Below are 22,622 nucleotides of genomic sequence, written 5' to 3'. Positions count from 1 at the left end.
AAGTCACATTTTTATTGAGGTCGGTTATTTAGAGTCCACGGTAAAGGATTTACCGTGGAGTTTTTATGAAAGAAGTACAATTTCGAACGATAGACAAACTGTTTATTAAGATGTCGATCAACGACAAGTTTTGGGTCATTTTCTTAATCTTTTTTGCCGCTCTGGCAAGCCTAGCTGGACTGAACTACGTCAACAAAATGGAACACATTGACGTAACTGCAAAACAGCAGGTCGAGTATCAACTGCAAGGCATTTTATCAGCATCAGATTCCCCGGCATCTGTTCGCTCTGTTAGCCAGCAAACTCGCGCTCAACAAACCACTATTTCAAATAATGGTTCTGTGACTGCCACAGCACTCGCACAAGATGGCAACTACTACTCACTTACCGTTTCAACGAACGATATACAGAATCAAAAGCAGCAAGCACTGTACACTTTATTACTGAGCTTCTTGTGGTGTGTGCCTTTTGGTCTTTTCTGTTACTGGGTAGCGACTTTCCTAGGCGGCGCACTTTGGGTTCTTTATTCAACGACTCAAAAGATTGGTGATGGTGACTTAACATCACGCCTTGGCTTCCACCCTGGCCGTGATGAGTTCGGCACGATTGGTTGTGCGCTTGACCGTTCAATGGACACGCTTAGTGAGTTAGTCAACAACGTAAACCACAGTGCAGCAACGCTAAGCGAAACATCGGCTTCTTTCGAAACTGAGATGAAGCGCAGCGAAACACAAATCATGAGCCAAAATGCCTCTCTAGACTCTGTAGCGACAGCAATGGATCAGATGACAGCTTCGGCAAATGAAGTCTCTAACATCTCTGCACGCTCAACTGAACAAACAGAACAAGACGCGCAGCAAATCAACGATAGCCACGCGAAGGTTCAACAGGCAATCTCGGAAATCACTACCCTTTCTTCTTTGATTGAGCAAACCTCATCTTCTGTTACTAGCTTGAATGTGAATACGAGCCAAATTAACGAGGTCATCACGACGATCAATGCTATTTCAGAGCAAACTAACTTACTTGCTTTAAATGCCGCGATTGAAGCCGCTCGTGCGGGCGAGCAAGGCCGAGGTTTCGCTGTTGTTGCTGATGAAGTAAGAACACTGGCAAGCCGCACTCAGTCGGCTACTGTAGAAATCCAAGCGATGATTGAACGCTTACAGCAAGAGAGCCAAAATATCGCGAAGATCACCGAACAGACGGTTGACCAAGCGCAAACCAGTAGCCAGTTGATTTCAAACATTGGTCACGACGTAAACTCGATTGCAGATTCAGCTCAAGCACTAATGGACATGAGTATCCAAATCGCAACATCAGCCGATGAGCAAAGTAACGTTGCCAATACGATTGCAGCAGAGCTTAACGATATTCGAAGCCAATCCGATGTGATTAAAGACGTGGCTCAGAATTCTTCAAATGGCGTATCTAGGCTAACAGAAGCGTCGGTTTCTCTATCTCAGACATTGGCACGCTACCGAACTTAAGGATCAACTGGTGAACTAGCGGCGTGAATTGAAAACAAACTAATGAGGACTCGTAATGGGTCCTTTCTTTTTGGCTTTTGTTTAATAACATTACAAGAACCATGGTCAATAACGATGACATTATCAATTACCATGAAGCAAGTCGCAAAGGAGAGATTAAGAAGTGTCAGAACTGTCTAATATTCGAGCTTAGGAGTAATCTAATTGAACGGGTCTTTTTTCGCTTACCCCCTTGCTGCAGGTGACACATAATGAATAAAACAGAAACACCAAACACCGACGACATTACATGCCCTTTATGCCAACACGACGAGTATCTGCTTTCAGAAAGTGGAGAAAAGTTTACTTGTGCATCTTGCGGTTTCCACACCAAACAATTTAGTAAGGTAGTCAGCCTTCAACTAAGCTCTACCCCACCAAAGCTGCAGAATTCGATATACCACCATTTGAGCAGTGCTTGCCATTAATCCAAACTGAAATTTCTTCTAAACTGTAGATATCCTGAGCCGCGAGTTCTGCTGAGTCGGCTTCGGGATCTACGATTGCTTCATCAATACTCGGGCGTAATCGAAACGATTGGATACCCGCGCGAACACCAGCCTCAATCCCTTTCAACGTATCATCCACGTAGATGCACTCATTTGGCAGAAAGCCCATGTTCATGGCCGTGTACATGATTAGATCAGGCTCTGGCTTCCAGCTGTTAGCATCAAAAGCTGAGAACACTTTGCCTTTGAAGTCGTCTAGCATGCCTGTCATCGCCAATGAAGATTCAACCCTAGATTTCGGTGCATTGGAAGCAATACAAAACTCGATGTCTTGTTGTTTGAGGAATTCAATAAGTTCGATAGCGCCATCCATCGGTTTTAAATGACGCTGGAACAGTGCTTGTAATTCATTGCGATATAACGGCTCAAGTGTATCAATCGAGATAGATAACCCAAGACGTTCTTGTGTATCCATTAAGATGTCGGCTAGCTTCCCGCCTTGAAAGTGCGCATAGCAGTCGTTGACGTTTAGCTCCGCTCCAAAGCCAGTGAAAACGTTCACCAAAGCTTGGCAGCACAGCTTTTCACTATCGATAAGTGTTCCGTCACAATCGAAAATCACACATTTAGTCTGTTCTAACCGCATAGGTATCTCACTCAGATTGAATCCAAGTTTTATCCTATAGTGTTCTTTCAATGCGCGAGATGATTGAGGTAACAGTTTGCAGATACAGGCTTATTTCTCTTCGCGAAATATGGAGTTGATCACTTTATCGCTCAGCATAAGCAACAGTTTTTATTAAATTAACCCAGATTCTACGAAATCAAAGACTGCGAGGTTTACATAAGTGACTCAATTTCAGGGGAAATATAAATCACTACTTCCTAGCCGGATCGTGGTGAATAGATAAAGAAGCCAAGACGTATAGGCCACTCAGATAAAGCAACGGTTAGCTAACAACCGACTCTTCTAAGACCTTAGCTTCAAACGAAGGTGAAGACGCATATTCTACAGTTCCAGTATCGGGGTACGAATCTCGGATAGCGACAAACTCGGATAAGTGTTTCAGTAGCAATTTAGTTAGCTGAGGATCAAACTGGTAGCCACACTCTCGCTCAAACAAATCGACCACCATATCTAACGGCCACGGTTCTTTGTAGCAACGTGCACTAAGCAGCGCATCAAACACATCGGCTACGGCAGTGATACGAGCAAACAGGTGTATTTCATCACCCACTTTTCCATTCGGGTATCCAGCACCATCCCAACGCTCGTGATGTTCGTTAGCAATGATTGCCGCGAGGTTGGTAATATCACCCGCTCCGCTCTTTAGTAAGTTATAGCCAGCCGTAGTATGAAGCTTCATCACCTCCCACTCTTGGTCGGTTAATTTCCCAGGTTTATCCAAGATTGATTCAGGGACTGAAATCTTACCCACATCGTGCATTGGGCTGATGATCTCAATCATCTCGACCTCGCGATGGCTCAAGCCACGATACTTAGCAAGCAGTGCAGACAACTTGGCTACACGCTTAACGTGATTACCAGTTTCGCCAGAGCGGGTTTCAATTGCCTCTCCGAGAACATGAATCATATCCTTTTGGATATTCAAGGTCTGTTTCTGAAGCTTTAAGATTCGTTTGTTCTTATTCGCCAACTCTTTCTTTTGGCGCAGAGTGACAAATTGCATCAAGATGATCAGGCTCAAACCCGCAATCACCATCGACAGCCCCAATAACAACTGGAAGTTTTTGCGAATAAAGGATGAAGGCTCGTTAATGAAAACCGCTTCGTCAGGTAACGCGTTTCCACTAATCCCGTATCTCTTCATTGCAGGGTAATTGAATACAAAACGTTTGTTGTCTCCGGGAGTTAACGGTGTAGTAAAACCAAGTGGAAGGTATTTATCCAACGCATCGACGGCCTGTTCACCCATGCTTTGTGAGTGATTAACGTAACCACCGAGTACATCACCCGAAATATAGAACTGCCATAAAGCAAACACCGGAGCAGCACTCGATTTTGACAACGTATCCGCAATCTCTTGGTAAGTGTGATAAACCCCTTGCTTTAACTCGGTGTTGTAATGACTGAGCAATACCGCATCGTCCGCAGAGATCCCTTCCAAAAATTGGCTCGTATGCTCCAGCGACAAGTCGCGAATTTCTACGAGATTGATATTTGAAAATTCAGCCATCATTTTGTTCATTTCTTTATGAATCAATTCAGACGTGACACTGTAATCATTTACAAAATAGAGATTCTTTAGATTAGGTCTTAATTTGGAGATCAGCTTAATATTAACGTCTATCTGATCGTTCTCGTAAAGCACAGTTGCTCTGTCAGACACCGCGTACATGTCGGTGCTGAAATCATTGATGCCGGCTGCAACGACAGGTGTTGAGCGATCAATCAAATTAGGCAGAGATTCAAGAAAATTGGCTGCGTTATCGTCCGTCGCAATTACGCCATCAAATTTATAACCTGCATACTTCGCACGTAAGTAGTTCGCGAGAGAGTCGTAATACTCTGGGCTGTGGACACGCTTTGAATCCAAATACTCTATTGAGAGTTTAACTTCGGTTTGAGACTGGCTGAACGCACTGTCTATCCCTTTTTGGAAGTCAGCAGTCCATTGATAAGAAGGTTCGTATGAGTGTAAAACTAGGATGCGTTTAATATCCCAGTCGTTAGCAAAACTGAGTGAAGAATAAGCGCTAACACATAATACAGCGATTGATATCAATAGCTTGTACATACAATACCCTTTAAATAAGACGGGGTATTGTACTTAGATTAACGCTTTGTCAAAGAATCTTTAGTTCTCGACCCATACTTTATCGCAAGAAGCATGATCTTGTGCCCAAAAATCGTGTAACTGCTTAGCAAAGTTGTTGATACTTTGACCATTTTCAGCAACGACATCCGAGATCAATAGGGAACCATCCGCTTCTGTGACGATAGCGCTCGCCACAACTTCACCGTTTTGAGTACCAATATATAATACATGATCGTCAGAAAGCATAATTTGGCTCAAGAACTCAAGCATGTGTGCCCTTTCGATTTCATCTTGGTAAACGCTTGCTTGGTTGAGTGAAAATAGCACGGTCAATTTATGGAAATCGACTTTATGCAGTTCATCAATTTGGGAAGGAGTTTGATCTTGTGCTAGGAGTTGGTATGTCTTGGATGGAAGTTTGCTTTGATAAAGTTCACGGCCGAGGAGGCTCTCTTTTGCGGGGTAAGCAATATCGAGCTGACTAAATAGCCATTGGTTTTTCTTGTGTGCAATTTCAGGTATTTCGTTATTCATTCTTTTAGTACCTACGGTTAGTATCCCCAAATATCGCAGTTATTTGGAAGACATACGGTCGGCTGAGGTGCCGAGCTACAAGCAGAGAGCATACAGAGCATGACCAAGGCCAACAAGTACTTTAAATGCTTCATATTTTTCATTATCCAACAACATCCTTTAAGAACTTAACGAAAAGCTCTACACTCGTATCCAAGCTTTCAATATCCTTATAGTAAACAGAACTATATAAATAAAAAGGACTTCTTATGAAAAAAGCCTTAATAGCAGCAGGTATCGTGACAATGTTAGCTGGCTGTTCGGACAACGAGGTTGGCGACGTCTCACTGGGTTTCTTCACAATGAAGGATATCAAGATGTCTTCATTAGATGACGATAAGATCGCGGGTGTTACCTGTCATATCGCATCAATCGAAGCAAACCTTAGCCTTTCTGATCCAAGTGATAGCTCTATATCTTGTCGTCAAACAGGTGAAATTACACCAGAAATGATTGCTCAAATAGACAAGAGTAAGTCTGGCGAAGTGGTATTCAAGCAATCGAAAAGTATCTTCTTTAAAACAATGAAGGTTCGTCGTATCTACGATGCAGAGAATCAGTCGCTGCTTTACTTGTCTTACACCACCAAAGAAACAGAAGGTAGCTTCAAACACAGCCTTTCAACTGTTCCACTATGGGGTACAGAGGCTTACGTTGATCCAGCGACGTTAGTACAGCCAACCGAGTAGTTTCAAACATATAGTTAGTTGAATCACCTGTACAGACATTGTGCAGGTGATTCAAAATGTAATAAAAATGAAAGAAACAGAAACAAAATGTGATATCATGCGGCAAAATTTTTTCACTGTATTTTTCATATGAAGTTTCCTGGACAGCGTAAATCTAAGCACTACTTTCCAACTCACGCACGTGATCCGTTGGTCAACCAAATTCAACAAACGCCTAAGCTTCACCGCGCAACGATTGTGGGTGTTGGCCAAACGATTGTTGATATCGAAGCCCGTGTTGACAACGAGTTCCTAGAAAAATACGAGCTGAGTAAAGGTCACTCACTGGTATTGGAAGAAAGTAAAGCAGATGCGCTGTATGAAGAGTTAGTTGAGCGCGGTTTGATCACGCATCAATATCCTGGCGATACTATCGGCAACACACTGCACAACTATTCCGTACTTGCGGACAGCAAATCTGTCCTGCTTGGCGTAATGTCTAAGAAGATTGAAGTTGGCTCATTTGGTTATCGTTACCTTTGCCGCACTTCTTCTCGTATGAATCTAAACCACCTTCAAACTGTTGATGGTCCAATTGGTCGTTGTTACACGCTGATTTCTGAAGATGGCGAACGTACGTTTGCAATCAACGAAGGCCACATGAACCAACTTCTTCCAGAAAGCATTCCTGAAAAAGTCTTCGAGAAAGCTTCTGCATTGGTTGTGTCGTCATACCTAATGCGTGGCAAACCTGAAGATCCGATGCCAAAAGCGGTACAAAAAGCGATTGAATACGCGAAAGCGCACAATGTGCCTGTTGTACTAACACTTGGTACTAAGTATGTGATCGAAGGCAACGCTGAATGGTGGCAAGAATACCTGAAAGAAAACGTAACCATCGTCGCGATGAACGAAGATGAAGGTGAAGCGCTAACGGGTGAAAAAGATCCTCTATTGGCTGCTAACAAGGCACTTGAGTGGGTTGACCTAGTTCTATGTACTGCAGGCCCTATTGGTCTATACATGGCAGGTTACACTGACGAACCAGCGAAACGCGAAACCACACTGCCATTGTTACCGGGTAACATCCCTGAGTTCAATAAATACGAATTCAGCCGTGCGATGCGTAAGCAAGACTGTAAAGACCCAGTAAAAGTGTACTCTCACATTGGCCCTTACCTAGGTGGCCCACTTGAGATTAAGAATACCAATGGCGCTGGCGATGGTGCACTTTCAGCACTACTTCACGACATGGCAGCAAACAGCTACCACCACGTGAATGTACCAAACTCAGAGAAACACGAGCACACTTGTCTAACTTACTCTTCACTGTCTCAAATTTGTAAGTACGCAAACCGTGTAAGCTACGAAGTGTTGACTCAGCACTCTCCTCGCCTTTCTCGTGCATTACCTGAACGCGAAGATAGCTTAGAAGAAACATACTGGGATCGTTAATCGACCATATTAGGCAGTTACCTCTTAAAGGTTAACGCCAAGTGAGATTACCCATTCCTTGAAGGGCTGCTATATGCAGCCCTTTTTGTATTCAACACCAATATAACGGCAGCTGAAGTTAATCATATCGAATATTTTGCTCGTTTAAGATTTGATCTCGCGCAATGACTCTTTAGATCTGTTATCTTCCAGCACATAATTCGTGTGGTTTGCCTTTACTTGGCAAATTTATACAGTACTATCGCCACGCAAACGTTTACGTACCACCTTTCGGTTCTGATATAAGGATCAAATATGCTGTCTGATATTGATATTTGTCGCTCTACTCCCCTTAAAAACATCAGTGAGGTTGCCAAGCAAGCTGGCCTGCACCACAACGAACATCAGCCATTAGGGCAATTCAAATCTAAAGTGTCTCTCACATCACTTGAACGCCTCGCCAACCAACAAGATGGTAAGTTAGTCGTAGTCACGGCGATCACACCGACACCTCTTGGTGAAGGCAAAACCGTCACTACTATCGGATTAGCACAAGGCCTCGCAAAGATTAACCAATCTGCAATGGCCTGCATTCGTCAGCCTTCAATGGGCCCGGTATTTGGTGTAAAAGGCGGCGCAGCGGGCGGTGGTTACTCTCAAGTTGCCCCTATGGAACAATTAAACCTGCATCTCACGGGCGATATTCATGCTGTTACGGCCGCTCACAACCTCGCCTCCGCCGCCATTGATGCACGTTTGTATCATGAACAGCGTGAAGGGTTAGACGCCTTTGAAACGCGCTCAGGCTTAAAAGCACTGAATATCGACCCAAGTAGAATCGTTTGGCGACGTGTACTTGACCATAATGATCGCGCATTACGCATGATCACGGTTGGCAAGAACGAAGCAGACAAAACAATTAACGGCTTTGAGCGAGAAGATGGATTTGATATCTCAGCCGCTTCTGAACTAATGGCCATTCTTGCTCTAGCCAATGACCTTCAAGATTTGAGAAAGCGCATCGGACGAGTGGTACTTGCTTACAACAAACAAGGCTTGCCGCTAATCGCAGATGACTTCAACGTTGCAGGCGCAATGACCGTAACCATGAAGGATTCTATTGAACCAACATTGATGCAAACCCTTGAAGGCGTCCCTACCCTAATTCACGCCGGGCCTTTCGCGAACATCGCACATGGTAACTCTTCAATTATTGCCGATAAGATAGCGTTAAAACTGAGTGACTTTGTTGTGACCGAAGGTGGTTTTGGCTCAGACATGGGTTTTGAGAAAGCATGCAACATAAAAGCGAAAGCGTCGAACAAAAAGCCCGATTGCGCTGTGGTTGTTGCAACATTACGTGGATTAAAGGCCAACTCTGGTTTATACGATTTGAGACCGGGCACTCCATTACCAGATTCAATTTTTAATGATGACCAAGACGCGCTAATTGCAGGCTTTGAGAACCTAAAATGGCACATCAACAACGTTAAGCAATACCAAGTGCCTACAGTTGTTGCGATTAACCGATTCCCACAAGACTCAGCGCAAGAGCTCGATGCTTTGAAGCAGATGATCACCGACTTCGATCCAAGCGTTAGCGTTGAAGTAAGCGAAGCATTTGGTCAAGGTGGAGAAGGGGCAACTCAACTGGCTCACGCTGTAGTAAAAGCTTGCCAAAAACAGAGTGAATTTAAGCCTTTGTATCACTCAGAGCAAAGCCTAGAAGAAAAGCTGATGGCAGTTGCTGAAGTTGGCTATGGCGCGGCAAGTATTTCGCTATCTCCACTGGCTAAAAAACAACTGGCCGAATTCAAACTGCATGGCTATAACGACCTATCGGTTTGTTTAGCAAAAACACCATTATCGATCTCGACAGAAGCACACGTAAAAGGTGCACCAATCCAATTTGACGTGCCCGTTAGAGAACTAAAATTGTGTGCTGGTGCTGGTTTTATTTACGCGTTGTGCGGCAATGTGATGACCATGCCAGGCTTGCCTGACAAACCGGCGTTCATGTCGTTAGATATTGATAGTAATGGAAATATCGTAGGCCTAAGCTAGCTGCCCTTAGTTAGATAATCGGCAATTAATCGCGATTAATTTAGCTTAGGTTTCGGAGCAGTGTTCTATATTGAGTAATCATTTACTAACGAAGTGATTGCTCAACAATCAAGCTTAAATGCAAAAAGTTGCACTTAAATCGTAGTTATATGCGAATCTTGTCTTAACTTCTCGGTCAAGATCACATTAAAAACCTTATAAAATATATAGTATTGCGCTGATTCTTTGAGGACAGCGATGAATACAAGTATAAAAAAACTAGTCAGCCAATTTCTATGTACCATCTTTGCCCTAGGACTAGTCCCTGCCCTCTACATAAACTCTGAATTTGACAGGGTTGAAGCTCAGCACACGCTAAATATCCAACAGTCCAGCCAGAACCAGATCGAATACAGCTTTCATGAACTCGCTGTTATTGTTGAGCAAATCTCTAACTCTGTTCCTTCAATCGCCGACTCTCAAACACTACTCCGAGCGATTCGAGAACCTTCTATTGTCCATAAAGAAACCCTGCAAGATCTTTGGGTGATGTTAGCTCGTGGCCAAAAATACTATTCCCAGCTTCGTTATCTCGATCTAGCCGGCAACGAAGTGTTCCGTGTTAACTACAAAGACGGTCGAGCAACAGTCGTCCCCGAGAGCGAACTGCAGAACAAATCTTCTCGAGATTACTACCAGATGCTACAGAAGTTAGAGATTGGCGATGTCAGCTCTAGAGGCATTGATCTTGAAATGGAAAATGGAGAAATCATCCACCCGTTAACGCCGGCGCTACGCATTATGACGCCAGTCGCTGAAAACAACCGCATTATTGGTTACTTCATCGCAAACCTGAACATGCTTGAGATTTATAAGCGCCTTCACTATCAAATTGGTGCATCTTCTGCTGTTCCTATTATTCTCAACAAAACCGGACACATAATCATGGGGCCGGATCCTACGGAATCTTTCGGACATGTAATTGAATCACGTTCAGAGCAGACTTACGCAAAGTTATACCCTGAGCTTTGGACTGCGATTCAAGACAAGACATCTTCGAGCTATTTCGATGGTGAGAACTGGTATTTTCATTCCGACATCAGCCCTAAAATCAAACAGTTTGAAAGCCCTATTTACATGGTTCTTCACATTGAAAATCAGCAGTTCAGCAGTCAATACCGACAAGAAAAACAAGCGATCGTCGTTCAGATCATCACCTTGTCTTTCTTGATTTCGATGATCTCCGCTGGCTTCGTATTGTGGAACAGCAACCACAAGAAGAACAGTATCGAGAGCCAACTTGCTAAGGCCGCAATGAATGGCATGTCTGCCTTGGTGATTACCGACAGAAACAACCGAATCATCAAAGTAAACCAAGAGTTCACCCGTGTGAGTGGCTACGAGTTAGAAGACGTAAAAGGCCGCCAACCGTCCATGTTTGCCTCTGGTCGCTACAACGAAGAGTTCTACATCAAGATGTGGAGCATCATCAAAGAGAAAGGCATGTGGGAAGGCGAAGTGGTTAATCGTCGTAAAGACGGGTCTTTGATCACGGAAATATTGCGAATCCAAACCATTAAAGACTCGAAAGACGTGATTCAGTTTTATGTCGCTTCATTTGTGGATATAAGTAAACACAAAGAGCTAGAAAACAAACTGAGAAACCTGAGTGAAAAAGATGCCTTAGCTGGGTGTTGGAACCGCCGTAAATTCGATCTTGAGCTGCGAGATGAGTGCTCTCGTGTTAATCGTTACCCTACTCGCGAACAGTCTTGTTTAGCGATTTTGGACATAGACCACTTCAAACGCATCAACGACAGATTTGGTCACGATTATGGAGATCGCGTCATTCAAACCGTTGCTCAAGTATTACAACGAGAGTGCCGAGAAACTGATTTTGTGGCTCGTATTGGTGGCGAAGAGTTTGGCGTTATTCTGCCTCATACCACAACAGAAGAAGCTGAGTATGTACTTAACAGATTGAGAATCGCAGTCAGTATTGAGCTCGATAACGTGGTGACGGTCAGTGGTGGAATTACCAACCTGACCAACGACCCTGCTCTTAACTACAAGTGCGCCGATTTAGCACTTTATGAAGCCAAAGCAGCAGGTCGAAACAGTGTGTGCCTGTTCCTAGACAGCGAAATGAGCGAAATCGCCTAACAGAAAATCAGTATTGTTCCGCTAGGCTATTAGTTTGGCGGTTTAACAACCCAATCCTTGCAATCAGCTTGGTGCAGGATAGAACTCTAGTTTGTTCCCCTCTACCACTAGAATACAATCCATGTTCGCAGCATGAGCAGCCTGCTTACCTAGGTTCGTATCTTCAAACACAACACACTGCTTTGGCTGCAAACCCATACCAAAACACGCATCTAAGAAAGTATCCGGATTTGGTTTGTGATTCTTAACGTCTGTTGCTGTCACGAGAATATCGAGCTTACTCAAGATCTCTGTCTTATCCAGTAACGGTTCGGCACTTTTACGTTGACTGCCCGTTCCGACTGCAATCTTCTTGTTACCCAGATGCTCTAACAACAGAGAGTGAGTACAAGGGATAACGTCTCCTTTGTCTTCGATAGCCGCAAACGACGCCATTTTAAACGTAGAAACCGCTTGTGGGTCGAGCGATAAACCGTATTTGCTGTTCACCTCACCGGCTATCTTATAACTCGGCATGCCACCTAAGCTATGCAGCCAAGACGCTTCAAAATGAAAGCCAAACTCTTCAGCCGTTCGCTCCCACGCCTTTACATGTGCAGGCATTGTATCGATCAACGTACCGTCCATATCAAAGATTAATCCTTCATATGCCGTTAAATCTATTTTCATCACTACTACCACTCTTAAATAAAGTTACTGATACCATAACCAATATTCAGTATCATGGCGCCATATTACCGTTCAAAATGGATGTTTATGTTACAAATATCTAACTCTGTTTCGATTCAAGACTGGGAACTCCAATTAACAGCGATCAGAGCACAAGGAGCCGGCGGTCAGAACGTCAATAAAGTATCGAGCGCGATACATTTACGTTTTGATATCAAGCACTCTACCCTACCTGACTTCTATAAAGAAAAGCTCCTCGCACACAAAGATAGCCGCATCACCAAAGACGGTGTGATTATCATTAAAGCGCAACAGTATAGAACTCAGGAACAAAACCGAGATGATGCTTTAGTGCGCTTGAAAGAATTGATCTTGGAAGCGACAAAGGTTCAAAAAGTAAGACGAGCAACTAAGCCGACGCGTGGCTCTCAGAAAAGACGTTTAGAAAGCAAAAAACAAAGAAGCACCACCAAACAGCTGCGTGGAAGAGTGAGCTGATGGCTTCATGCCCTCAGAGAACACATTACCCTAGAAGTATCTGTCAATTTGACTAACGAATCGATCTATTACGCTGTTTATTTGAAAGAAAGACTACTGCTTCTTTTTGACCGACAAAATCAGCTTGATCAACAACAGGCGCTCTTCGCTGGTCAGCAGACGACTGACCGCAGCTACATCTTCCGCTGTTACTTGTGATGCGCCAACAATATCAAGCACCACATCCAAATCCGTCACTTTTAAGGTTCTAGTGATTGAACGATACTGAGACATCTTGATGTCCGCCTCTCCGCGTTCAATCCTTTGATAGGTTTTTAAGCTCATTCCTGCACTCGAGGCTAACTTTTCTTGAGACAAGTTGGCTTGTTTCCTACGCTCAATCAGCGCCAATATTATGGGTTCTTGTGACATAAGCTCATCCTCAAAAGACAGTTATGTCCTAAATTCAGCAAGAAGCAGACCATATTGACTTGTGATGGTTTACATAAGCCATCAAAGGCATATTATTCGCTTGATAAAACCGTTACGTTTCATAAACCTTCACACTGATATCAGTTGTGAACGTACAGGCTAGGTAACTTGAGTATTCAAGTGTTGGGAAATAATAAAAATTGCATATTGCGAATAAGAAAGACGTCAAATTGGAAATTGTGAATCGCTATACATTGGCATTTCCTTGCATTAGTCACGCATTAGAATCAGACAATCCCCGCCCAGAAATTATTGCAATACAACATAAGCTACTCACGTACAAAGAGGTGTTGCTGCACGGGAACATGTTGGAAGGTAAGGAATTAAAGCAAGCTTTTTCTGCATTGAACGAAAATGAAAAAGGTGTGGCTCAAGGTGGGATTAAAAGCATCAATGCTGCGATAAAAGAGATGGATGAGATTCTAGAAAGATACAGCCGTAAAGCGGTTATCGAGCTGAGTAACTAGTTCTACAAGCAACTAACCAACTGCACACCTGCAAAAGTAAAAAACAAAAAGTCGACGCTATCTTTAAATAAAGCGTCGACTTGTTCAAAACATTGAAGATCTAACGTTTAACTGCTTTTCTAACACCAGCAATCAACATCAGCATCCCTAGCAAACCAAATGAAATACCTCCGCCACTGCTACCAGAGCCAGTTGACGCACTTGTCCCAGCAACAGCAACTCGTTTTGCCTCTGTCGCGGTAAACTGGACAGTTTCCGTGCTATCATTTACCCCTTTAGTTACATCCGTAATCCAATCTTTATAATCATATACCTCTGTAAATACAGATGTTACGCCGATGTCATCACCGCAAGTAGTCGGCCCAAAACTCGTTATGCCGACCTGTTCATATGTAGAGCCATTTTTCCAAAACACCGGACCACCAGAATCGCCTTGGCATGTACCCCCGTATAAGCCATTATTCGGTCCGTTACCGTTGAAACAAATTTGTTTATCAGTGACTAACGGACCGAAAACAGCTTTACAATTAAGAGTATCAACATATGTCAGGTCAACTTGTTGTAGCAATGTCGTACCATCAACATCAGTCTCGATGTCACCATGGCCAACTGCAACGAAATCATTCGCAGCATTAAGGTATGTATCAAATTGAGGGATAACAGTTTCAGCTGAGGATTGAAGGTTAAGAGAAGCTTCTAACTTTAAAATCGCAATATCATTTCTTAATAGTTGATTGATACTGTTTGAATAATCCGTTCGATAATACACCTCAGATACTCGTACTTTCTGGATGCTACCGTTAGGGAATAGAGAAGTATCTTCCAATTGAGGAACAACTACCGTGAAAAGTTGAGCATTCTCATCACCATAAATACAGTGTGCAGCAGTCAGTACATGATAGTTATCTAAAATTGTCGCACCACAGTAAGGGCCTGTTGAGTAAACACCGTCATAATCAATACGATCAATGAACAAGCTTGCCATCGAAGGAAATTCCGTGACTGAAGCGTCGCTACCATTCACAATATAGGGTGTTACACCCACATCAGGAGTACTTTCGTCCGTGTTTTCCGTTGCCATAACACTTGATGTGTAAATTAATGGCGCTAAAAGCCCTAAAACGGCTTTACGAACCGGACTCATTGTATGGTTTACGTTCATAGTTAACTCCTTGTAACCCCTACTACTTATTTACAAAAATGATGAATCGTCACCATAACACGTCACAATCGTGATTATAGTAAGTATTTGTAACGATATCGCCACATATCTCATTTTATAAACGAATTTTAAGTAACCGTTGTTAGTGGGTAACGTTAAAAGCAATACGTTACCAAAGACATACGCTACCAAAATCAAAAAAGCCTACCGTTAGGCTTCCCAATAAAGAGAAGCAAACAATAGGCTTTCATTTAGCTTAGTGGTTTCTCTTAAAAGAGATTAGCCACGATAGTAACGCTGAGGTACGAATGGCATTTTTTCTACTGTCATTGGTAGCTTCTTGCCACGAACTTCAGCGAATACTTCAGTGCCAATAACCGCTAGGTCAGTACGAACGTAAGCCATAGAAACAGGCTTGCCCGCGTTAGGACCCGCAGTACCACTTGTTACAACGCCAATCTTGTTGTCTTCAGCATCGAACAGCTCAGCGCCTTCACGTACTGGTGCTTTAGTCTGACCAACAATACCAACACGCTTGCGTTGAACGTCTTTAGTCGCGATTTGCTCAAGGATGATATCAGCGCCAGGGAAACCGCCTGCACGTTCACCGTCAGTACGACGCACTTTTTGGATACCCCATAAAAGGCTAGCTTCTACCGGCGTTGTTGTTGTATCTAGATCGTGACCGTACAGACATAGACCACACTCAAGACGAAGTGAGTCACGAGCACCAAGGCCAATCCACTCTACTTCTGCTTCTGATGTTAGTTTACGAGCAAGTGCTTCAGCGTGATCGTTCGGTACTGAGATTTCGTAGCCATCTTCACCGGTATAACCACTGCGGCTTACGATGCACTCTACGCCGTCGATATCGACTTTTTGAACATCCATGAACAGCATGTCTGCAACGCTTGGTTGGAAACGAGCCAGAACTTCAGACGCTTTCGGACCTTGAAGTGCTAATAGAGCGCGGTCATCAATCACTTCCATTTTTACGTCTGCAGGAAGGTGAGCCGTTAGGTGGTCGATATCTTGTGTTTTACACGCCGCGTTCACAACAACAAATAGGTGATCGCCAAGGTTAGCAACCATAAGATCATCCATGATGCCGCCCTGTTCATTAGTAAAGAAGGCGTAGCGCTGCTTACCAGAAGGCAGGTCGATAATATCTACTGGAACCAGAGATTCTAAAACAGCGGCTGCATTTTCACCGTGTAGACGCAGTTGCCCCATGTGAGAAACATCAAAAAGACCAGCAGCGTCACGAGTGTGTAAGTGCTCTTTCTTTACACCTAGTGGATACTGAACTGGCATGTCGTAGCCAGCAAAAGGAACCATTTTTGCGCCGACTTCAACGTGAAGTGCATGCAGAGGTGTTTTTAGTAGGTCTTGATTAGCGTGTTCTTGAGTCATTTTATTCTCCATGAAGCGTTGCAGGCTTTCCAAATCGAATCTGCCGCTTATATCTCTATTTAGAGTCGCCTCTAACGATATGGGTTAACGTTAGAAACAGTAGATAGTAAAAAGTGATGTCTTCTATATAGGCTTTTATTACTAGCGATATAAAAAGAGGCTTCTGTATAAAAGCTATACGACTCACTTTCTAAGAATTCACTTCAGTAAACTTCAATCAACATGAGTAAACCGTGTTCACTATAGTAAACAAGCCTGAGTCAGTTTTACACCCTTAACAAGATTAAAACAGCTCAAAATGTGATATTTAACAATTTAAAAACAACTTTCAGTCGCATACAAAAACGCGATATTGATGCTTTTCACACCAACATCGCGTCTTTTGGCAAACGTTAGAAACAAAAGCAAACGTTTGCATTCACTATAAGAAATTCTAACTTTGTTAACTTATTTTGCAGTCACCCACAAAATCAGTGCATCTTCTGTACTAGTAGAAATCAACATATGCCCCATGTTGGCGTCGTAATACATGCTGTCACCTTCGCTCATGGGTACCGGCTCATAGAATTCTGAGTAGAACATCACATCACCAGAGATCACCATCAAGAACTCCTCACCATCGTGGCGAACCCAATCGTTATACTCTTCAAAGGTGCGTGCTCTCACTCGGCTCTTGAACGGCATCATCTTCTTATTCGAAAGTTCTGTCGCGAGCAGTTCATGCTCGTAAGTCGGAGTTGGGTGAGGTTTACCCTGACCTGCTTTAGTTAAGTCACGACGTCCTGTGGCAACCTTTTTTCTTGGTGGCTCAAAGAGTTGCGGCATATCAATTTGCAAACCCATAGCCAATTTCTGCATCGCTTGGAACGTCGGTGAGATTTGTTCGTTCTCGATTTTACTCAGCGTAGAGCGCGCCAAACCAGTACGTTGGCTCGCCTCTTCTAACGTAATGCCCAGCTTGCTGCGGATATCTTTAATACGCTGGCCGAGCCTAAGTGGTTCGATATTCTGATCTAACGTCTCTTTCGCCAACGTTAAAGATGGGTACTCATCATAAATGTCTTCTGACATAGGTCCCTCATTAATTTCTTGCTTCCTGTCTATTAATTTCATTGTTGCATGAAGCGCTTTGTTGATTAAAGAGCACACAGAGAAATAAAGCGTGCTCCCCGTAGCAAAACAAGAAAAGTTGTTTCCTATTGGAAATTTTTGTTGAAAATTGATTTTATCGGAGCTATGTTATCGACTTGTTAGATGAAGAGATGCTACTTCAGCTTGCAGCAAATGATAGATTTAACATTTGTAAGAGCTGTTTTTTACCCGAACTTTTTGGGAAACAATTCGTGCTGCATTGCCCCTACAACGATCGCTTAGACGCTGTAAGAGTATATTTATAACGCAATTCACGTTTAACTATACCTATATAGCGCAAACGATACCGATGCAGAAATCAACGTAAGACCTAATGGACTATAAAAACAATCACCATTAGCTTAATGAAAGGTCTCGACAATGAACGCTTACCAAAACCATAGCTTAGACAGTTTTTTCTCTACGAACCTATCTGCGACTGACGACGCAGTATTTGCTGGAATCCAAGCAGAGAACACTCGTCAAAACGAACAAATCGAACTTATTGCTTCTGAGAACATCGTTTCTAAAGCAGTAATGCAAGCTCAAGGCACTTGCCTAACCAACAAATACGCAGAAGGCTACCCAGGTCGTCGTTACTACGGTGGTTGTGAGCACGTAGATACAGTAGAAGCTATCGCAATCGAACGCGCTAAGCAGCTGTTCAAATGTGAATACGTAAACGTACAGCCTCACTCTGGCGCTCAAGCGAACGGCGCAGTTAAACTTGCCCTACTTCAACCTGGCGACACTATCCTAGGTATGTCTCTAGACGCTGGTGGTCACCTTACACACGGTGCGCGCCCTGCAATGTCTGGTAAGTGGTTCAACGCAGTTCAATATGGCGTAGACCGCGACACACTTGAAATCGATTACGAAGCGGTTCGCGCTTTAGCAATTGAAAGCCAACCTAAAATGATTATTGCTGGTGGTAGTGCTATCCCACGCGTTATTGATTTCGCTAAGTTCCGAGAAATCGCTGACGAAGTTGGCGCTATCCTTATGGTAGATATGGCACACATCGCGGGTCTTATCGCGACAGGTGCTCACCCTAGCCCACTACCACACGCACACGTTGTGACTACAACAACGCACAAAACACTTCGTGGCCCACGCGGCGGCATGATTCTGACTAACCACGAAGACATCAACAAAAAGATCAACTCTGCAGTGTTCCCTGGCCTTCAAGGTGGCCCATTAATGCACGTTATCGCGGCTAAAGCAGTGGCGTTTGGCGAGGCACTTGGCCCAGAATTTAATACTTATATTGATTCAGTGATCGACAACGCAAAAGTTCTTGCTGAAGTGTTGCAAACTCGCGGTTGTGACATTGTGACTGGCGGAACAGACACGCACCTAATGCTGGTTGACCTTCGTCCTAAGGGCTTGAAAGGTAACGTAACTGAAGAAGCATTAGAGCGTGCAGGGATCACATGTAACAAAAATGGCATACCATTCGACTCAGAGAAGCCTATGATTACCTCTGGCATTCGTTTAGGTACGCCAGCTGGAACCAGTCGTGGTTTTGGCACTGAAGAATTCAAACTTATCGGTGAATGGATCGGCGATGTTCTTGACGGCTTAGTTGAAAGCCCTGAAGGCAACGCTGAAGTTGAGCAACGTGTTCGCAAGCAAGTTAAAGAGCTTTGCAAACGCTTCCCTCTTTACCGTTAAACCGTTTTTAAGATTTAAATTAAAACCTCATAAATTTTTGGAGAATAAGCAATGGACAATACACTAAAGTTTGCAGACAGCCACGAGTGGGTAAAAGACAACGGTGACGGTACTGTGACTATCGGTATTTCTGAGCACGCTCAAGAGATGCTAGGTGACGTTGTGTTTGTTGACCTGCCTGACACTGACGACGAAATTGAAGCTGGCGAAAGCTTCTCTCTAGTTGAATCAGTGAAAGCTGCTTCTGATATCTACGCACCAATCTCTGGCGAAATCGTAGAAATCAACGAAGAATTAGAAGATAGCCCAGAGCTAATCAACGAAGAACCTTATGAAGGTGGTTGGATTGTTAAAGTGAAGATGTCTGATGCGTCTGAACTAAACAACCTTAAAGATGCGGAAGAATACCTAAGCTCTATCGAAGAAGACTAATAGGTAACCTCATTACGATAAAGCTGCTCTTTTGAGCAGCTTAATTTTAGGGGCTAGCTCACGGCTCCAGAGAGAAAGTAGAACATATCATGACTGAATTACTTCAAAGCCAATTACTGAAAGACTTGGGTACGCAAAACGAGTTTGTTGCTCGTCATAACGGCCCTAATAAAGCAGACCAGCAAAAAATGCTTGAAGCGATCAACGCGACTAGCTTAGAAGCACTGATCGACGAAACGGTTCCTGCACAAATCCGTCTTGAAAAACCAATGACACTTGCTGCTCCATTGAGCGAAATGGACATGCTGACCTCTCTTAAAGAGATCGCTAACCTAAACCAAGTGAAACGTACTTTCATTGGTCAAGGCTACTACAACACATTCACTCCAAACGTTATTCTACGTAACGTTTTAGAGAACCCAGGCTGGTACACTGCTTACACACCATACCAACCAGAGATTTCTCAAGGTCGTCTTGAAGCTCTACTGAATTACCAACAAATGGTAATGGACTTAACTGGTATGGAAATCGCGAACGCGTCTCTTCTTGATGAAGCGACAGCGGCTGGCGAAGCTATGACACTGTGTAAGCGTGCAGGCAAAAGCAAGAGCAAAGTATTCTTCGTTGCTAACGATGTTCACCCTCAAACACTAGAAGTTGTTAAAACTCGTGCTGAGTACATCGGTTTTGAAGTAATGGTTGGTGCTCTTGAAACACTTCCAGAGCAAGACGTATTTGGTGCGTTGGTTCAATACCCTGGTACAACGGGCGAAGTTCGTGACCTAACAGACATCATTGCGAAAGCTCAAGCAAACAAAACTCTAGTAACCGTTGCTACTGACCTACTCGCATCTGCTCTACTTAAGCCTGCTGGCGAAATGGGCGCAGACGTAGTAATCGGTTCAGCACAACGTTTCGGCGTTCCTATGGGGTACGGCGGTCCACACGCTGCATTCATGGGTACTCGTGAAAAGCATAAGCGTACAATGCCAGGTCGTGTAATCGGTGTTTCTATCGATACTCACGGTAACCAAGCACTACGTATGGCAATGCAAACTCGTGAGCAACACATCCGCCGCGAGAAAGCGACATCGAACATCTGTACAGCTCAAGCACTTCTAGCAAACATGGCGTCTTTCTACGCGGTTTACCACGGTGCAGAAGGCCTACGTACTATCGCTCGTCGTACACACCACATGACAGCTATCCTAGCGGCTGGCCTGACTAAAGCGGGTTACGAGCTAACAAACAACAGCTTCTTCGATACCATCACAATCAACTCTGAAGAGAAGACAGATGCACTGTACGCGAAAGCGCAAGCAGCAGACATCAACCTTCGTCGACTTGTTGGAAAAATCGGTATCAGCTTAGATGAAACAACAACGATCGACGACGTGAACGCACTGTTCGCAATCTTCGACGTTAAAGAAGACGTTCAAGCACTATCTTCTGACATTGCATCAAACGAGTTTGCGGCAATTCCAGAAAACTGTCGTCGTGAATCAGAGTTCCTAACTCACCCAGTGTTCAACACGCACCACAGCGAAACGCAAATGATGCGTTACCTAAAACAGCTTGAGAACAAAGACTTCTCACTAACGCACGGCATGATCCCACTGGGCAGCTGTACGATGAAGCTGAACGCTGCTGCTGAGATGATTCCAGTAACATGGCCTGAGTTTGGTTCAATTCACCCATTCGCACCTCTAGAGCAAGCGGCGGGTTACACAGCACTAGCAAAAGATCTTAAAGAGAAGCTATGTGAAATCACCGGTTACGACGATTTCTCACTACAGCCTAACTCTGGAGCATCTGGCGAATACGCAGGTCTAATCGCGATTCAACGCTACCACGCAAGCCGCGGTGAAGGTCACCGTAACGTTTGTCTGATTCCAAGCTCGGCGCACGGTACTAACCCTGCAACAGCATCAATGGTTTCAATGAAGGTAGTGGTTGTTAAGTGTGATGAAGATGGCAACATCGACATGACAGACCTAGCAGCGAAAATCGAGAAGCACAAAGACAACCTATCAAGTATCATGATCACTTACCCTTCTACGCACGGCGTATACGAAGAGCAAGTGAAAGAAGTGTGTGAACAAGTACACGCAGCGGGCGGTCAGGTTTACCTAGACGGCGCGAACATGAACGCTCAAGTAGGTTTAACTTCGCCTGGCTTCATTGGTTCAGACGTATCCCACTTGAACCTACACAAAACATTCTGTATCCCACACGGTGGCGGCGGTCCGGGTATGGGTCCAATCGGTGTTAAATCGCACCTAGCACCTTTCCTACCAGGTCACATCGAAAACGGTGTACAAGGTTCAGACTACGCGGTTTCAGCTGCAGATCTAGGTAGTGCTTCAATCCTACCTATCTCTTGGGCTTACATCGCTATGATGGGCGAACCTGGCCTAACAGACGCAACGAAAGTAGCGATTCTGAACGCGAACTACGTGATGGAAAAACTACGTCCTCACTACCCTGTTCTTTACCGTGGCACTAACGGCCGCGTAGCGCACGAATGTATTATCGATATTCGTCCACTTAAAGAAGACACAGGCATCAGCGAAGAAGATATTGCTAAGCGTCTAATGGACTTCGGTTTCCATGCGCCGACTATGTCTTTCCCTGTAGCTGGCACACTAATGGTTGAGCCAACTGAGTCTGAAGATTTAGAAGAGCTAGACCGTTTCTGTGAAGCGATGATCGCAATCCGTCACGAAATGGCAGCAGTGAAAGCGGGTGAATGGCCACTAGACAACAACCCTCTAGTGAACGCACCGCATACACAAGTTGACCTTTCAGGCGCAGAATGGGATCGCCCTTACTCTCGTGAACTGGCTTGCTTCCCATCGAAAGCAACCAAGAACTCGAAGTACTGGCCAACAGTTAACCGTGTAGACAACGTATACGGCGACCGTAACCTAATTTGTTCTTGCCCAAGCATCGACAACTACGAAGACTAATTTTGTAGATTTTAGATAAACAAAAGCGAACCACTTGGTTCGCTTTTTTGTTTGTGCGCCGAGCATGGCGTTGATCTAGGAGGTGAAAGTCCTCTAC

The 22,622-nt window shown here is 44.1% G+C and carries 18 protein-coding genes; 10 read left to right on the top strand and 8 right to left on the bottom strand.

The annotated features are described in order from the left end of the window. Positions 1–65: 65 nt before the first annotated feature. Positions 66–1,490: a methyl-accepting chemotaxis protein gene (locus tag AB6D58_RS21405; RefSeq protein WP_017064641.1), complete on the top strand. Its 1,425-nt coding sequence runs from the start codon at positions 66–68 to the stop codon at positions 1,488–1,490. A gap of 408 nt (positions 1,491–1,898) precedes the next feature. Here the strand turns inward: AB6D58_RS21405 and AB6D58_RS21400 are convergent, their stop codons facing one another. From AB6D58_RS21400 to AB6D58_RS21390, 3 genes are all read right to left on the bottom strand, one after another. Further along, positions 1,899–2,624 (bottom strand): HAD-IA family hydrolase, encoded by a 726-nt coding sequence (locus tag AB6D58_RS21400; RefSeq protein ID WP_017059834.1) that lies wholly within the window; start codon positions 2,622–2,624, stop codon positions 1,899–1,901. 304 nt (positions 2,625–2,928) lie between these two features. After that, the gene (locus tag AB6D58_RS21395) at positions 2,929–4,737 is read right to left on the bottom strand and encodes an HD domain-containing phosphohydrolase (protein ID WP_372158398.1); all 1,809 of its coding nucleotides are present in this window, start codon (positions 4,735–4,737) and stop codon (positions 2,929–2,931) included. A gap of 60 nt (positions 4,738–4,797) precedes the next feature. Further along, the gene (locus AB6D58_RS21390; RefSeq protein WP_372158396.1) at positions 4,798–5,292 is read right to left on the bottom strand and encodes a hypothetical protein; all 495 of its coding nucleotides are present in this window, start codon (positions 5,290–5,292) and stop codon (positions 4,798–4,800) included. Between the two features lie 248 nt (positions 5,293–5,540). On the opposite strand from AB6D58_RS21390, the gene AB6D58_RS21385 reads away from it, so the two are divergent. The 4 genes from AB6D58_RS21385 (at position 5,541) to AB6D58_RS21370 (ending at position 11,639) form a co-directional block, all read left to right on the top strand. Continuing rightward, positions 5,541–6,020: a CreA family protein gene (locus AB6D58_RS21385; RefSeq protein ID WP_017064645.1), complete on the top strand. Its 480-nt coding sequence runs from the start codon at positions 5,541–5,543 to the stop codon at positions 6,018–6,020. Positions 6,021–6,149: 129 nt separating this feature from the next. Next, complete coding sequence (locus AB6D58_RS21380) at positions 6,150–7,454, top strand: inosine/guanosine kinase (RefSeq protein WP_017069885.1); 1,305 nt, start codon at positions 6,150–6,152, stop codon at positions 7,452–7,454. Between the two features lie 294 nt (positions 7,455–7,748). Next, entirely contained in the window at positions 7,749–9,497 is a 1,749-nt protein-coding gene (locus AB6D58_RS21375; protein ID WP_372158394.1) for a formate--tetrahydrofolate ligase, read from the top strand. A 237-nt stretch (positions 9,498–9,734) separates the two neighbouring features. Beyond that, positions 9,735–11,639: a diguanylate cyclase gene (locus AB6D58_RS21370; RefSeq protein WP_372158392.1), complete on the top strand. Its 1,905-nt coding sequence runs from the start codon at positions 9,735–9,737 to the stop codon at positions 11,637–11,639. A 63-nt stretch (positions 11,640–11,702) separates the two neighbouring features. On the opposite strand, the gene AB6D58_RS21365 is transcribed toward AB6D58_RS21370, so the two are convergent. Then, on the bottom strand, positions 11,703–12,308 hold the full coding sequence (locus AB6D58_RS21365) for a beta-phosphoglucomutase family hydrolase (protein WP_372158390.1): 606 nt from the start codon (positions 12,306–12,308) through the stop codon (positions 11,703–11,705). A gap of 87 nt (positions 12,309–12,395) precedes the next feature. On the opposite strand from AB6D58_RS21365, the gene arfB reads away from it, so the two are divergent. Continuing rightward, positions 12,396–12,806 (top strand): alternative ribosome rescue aminoacyl-tRNA hydrolase ArfB, encoded by a 411-nt coding sequence (gene arfB, locus AB6D58_RS21360; protein WP_017059842.1) that lies wholly within the window; start codon positions 12,396–12,398, stop codon positions 12,804–12,806. 93 nt (positions 12,807–12,899) lie between these two features. On the opposite strand, the gene AB6D58_RS21355 is transcribed toward arfB, so the two are convergent. Then, positions 12,900–13,217 (bottom strand): helix-turn-helix transcriptional regulator, encoded by a 318-nt coding sequence (locus AB6D58_RS21355; RefSeq protein ID WP_017059843.1) that lies wholly within the window; start codon positions 13,215–13,217, stop codon positions 12,900–12,902. 200 nt (positions 13,218–13,417) lie between these two features. On the opposite strand from AB6D58_RS21355, the gene AB6D58_RS21350 reads away from it, so the two are divergent. Then, complete coding sequence (locus tag AB6D58_RS21350) at positions 13,418–13,744, top strand: hypothetical protein (protein WP_372158388.1); 327 nt, start codon at positions 13,418–13,420, stop codon at positions 13,742–13,744. 100 nt (positions 13,745–13,844) lie between these two features. Here the strand turns inward: AB6D58_RS21350 and AB6D58_RS21345 are convergent, their stop codons facing one another. From AB6D58_RS21345 to AB6D58_RS21335, 3 genes are all read right to left on the bottom strand, one after another. Then, positions 13,845–14,906: a trypsin-like serine protease gene (locus AB6D58_RS21345; RefSeq protein ID WP_017072173.1), complete on the bottom strand. Its 1,062-nt coding sequence runs from the start codon at positions 14,904–14,906 to the stop codon at positions 13,845–13,847. A 279-nt stretch (positions 14,907–15,185) separates the two neighbouring features. Further along, positions 15,186–16,319 carry a glycine cleavage system aminomethyltransferase GcvT gene (gene gcvT, locus AB6D58_RS21340; RefSeq protein ID WP_372139213.1) on the bottom strand — a complete coding sequence of 378 codons (1,134 nt, stop codon included), beginning with the start codon at positions 16,317–16,319 and terminating at the stop codon, positions 15,186–15,188. Between the two features lie 447 nt (positions 16,320–16,766). Continuing rightward, positions 16,767–17,390 (bottom strand): helix-turn-helix domain-containing protein, encoded by a 624-nt coding sequence (locus tag AB6D58_RS21335; protein ID WP_017059847.1) that lies wholly within the window; start codon positions 17,388–17,390, stop codon positions 16,767–16,769. A gap of 441 nt (positions 17,391–17,831) precedes the next feature. Between AB6D58_RS21335 and AB6D58_RS21330 the strand changes: the two genes are divergently transcribed. From AB6D58_RS21330 to gcvP, 3 genes are all read left to right on the top strand, one after another. Further along, positions 17,832–19,124, top strand: coding sequence for a serine hydroxymethyltransferase (locus tag AB6D58_RS21330; RefSeq protein ID WP_017064653.1), 1,293 nt, complete (start codon positions 17,832–17,834; stop codon positions 19,122–19,124). Between the two features lie 51 nt (positions 19,125–19,175). Further along, a complete protein-coding gene (gene gcvH, locus AB6D58_RS21325; RefSeq protein ID WP_017064654.1) occupies positions 19,176–19,556 on the top strand; it encodes a glycine cleavage system protein GcvH in 381 nt (126 codons plus the stop codon). Between the two features lie 89 nt (positions 19,557–19,645). Next, complete coding sequence (gene gcvP, locus AB6D58_RS21320) at positions 19,646–22,525, top strand: aminomethyl-transferring glycine dehydrogenase (RefSeq protein WP_372158385.1); 2,880 nt, start codon at positions 19,646–19,648, stop codon at positions 22,523–22,525. Positions 22,526–22,622: the final 97 nt, after the last annotated feature.

The organism is Vibrio sp. 10N.239.312.D08 (assembly GCF_041466145.1).
GTDB lineage: Bacteria > Pseudomonadota > Gammaproteobacteria > Enterobacterales > Vibrionaceae > Vibrio > Vibrio crassostreae_C.
Note: the sequence above shows the minus strand (reverse complement) of the source record. Positions and strands in the feature narration are given on the sequence as shown.

Excerpts from the sequence above, each read along its gene's own strand:
- AB6D58_RS21375 (WP_372158394.1), top strand. The coding sequence starts at position 7,749 with ATGCTGTCTGATATTGATATTTGTCGCTCTACTCCCCTTAAAAACATC.
- gcvH (WP_017064654.1), top strand. The coding sequence starts at position 19,176 with ATGGACAATACACTAAAGTTTGCAGACAGCCACGAGTGGGTAAAAGAC.
- AB6D58_RS21335 (WP_017059847.1), bottom strand. The coding sequence starts at position 17,390 with ATGTCAGAAGACATTTATGATGAGTACCCATCTTTAACGTTGGCGAAA.
- AB6D58_RS21405 (WP_017064641.1), top strand. The coding sequence starts at position 66 with ATGAAAGAAGTACAATTTCGAACGATAGACAAACTGTTTATTAAGATG.
- gcvT (WP_372139213.1), bottom strand. The coding sequence starts at position 16,319 with ATGACTCAAGAACACGCTAATCAAGACCTACTAAAAACACCTCTGCAT.
- AB6D58_RS21370 (WP_372158392.1), top strand. The coding sequence starts at position 9,735 with ATGAATACAAGTATAAAAAAACTAGTCAGCCAATTTCTATGTACCATC.
- AB6D58_RS21380 (WP_017069885.1), top strand. The coding sequence starts at position 6,150 with ATGAAGTTTCCTGGACAGCGTAAATCTAAGCACTACTTTCCAACTCAC.
- AB6D58_RS21365 (WP_372158390.1), bottom strand. The coding sequence starts at position 12,308 with ATGAAAATAGATTTAACGGCATATGAAGGATTAATCTTTGATATGGAC.
- AB6D58_RS21395 (WP_372158398.1), bottom strand. The coding sequence starts at position 4,737 with ATGTACAAGCTATTGATATCAATCGCTGTATTATGTGTTAGCGCTTAT.
- AB6D58_RS21345 (WP_017072173.1), bottom strand. The coding sequence starts at position 14,906 with ATGAACGTAAACCATACAATGAGTCCGGTTCGTAAAGCCGTTTTAGGG.
- gcvP (WP_372158385.1), top strand. The coding sequence starts at position 19,646 with ATGACTGAATTACTTCAAAGCCAATTACTGAAAGACTTGGGTACGCAA.
- AB6D58_RS21330 (WP_017064653.1), top strand. The coding sequence starts at position 17,832 with ATGAACGCTTACCAAAACCATAGCTTAGACAGTTTTTTCTCTACGAAC.
- AB6D58_RS21400 (WP_017059834.1), bottom strand. The coding sequence starts at position 2,624 with ATGCGGTTAGAACAGACTAAATGTGTGATTTTCGATTGTGACGGAACA.
- AB6D58_RS21390 (WP_372158396.1), bottom strand. The coding sequence starts at position 5,292 with ATGAATAACGAAATACCTGAAATTGCACACAAGAAAAACCAATGGCTA.
- AB6D58_RS21355 (WP_017059843.1), bottom strand. The coding sequence starts at position 13,217 with ATGTCACAAGAACCCATAATATTGGCGCTGATTGAGCGTAGGAAACAA.
- AB6D58_RS21385 (WP_017064645.1), top strand. The coding sequence starts at position 5,541 with ATGAAAAAAGCCTTAATAGCAGCAGGTATCGTGACAATGTTAGCTGGC.
- arfB (WP_017059842.1), top strand. The coding sequence starts at position 12,396 with ATGTTACAAATATCTAACTCTGTTTCGATTCAAGACTGGGAACTCCAA.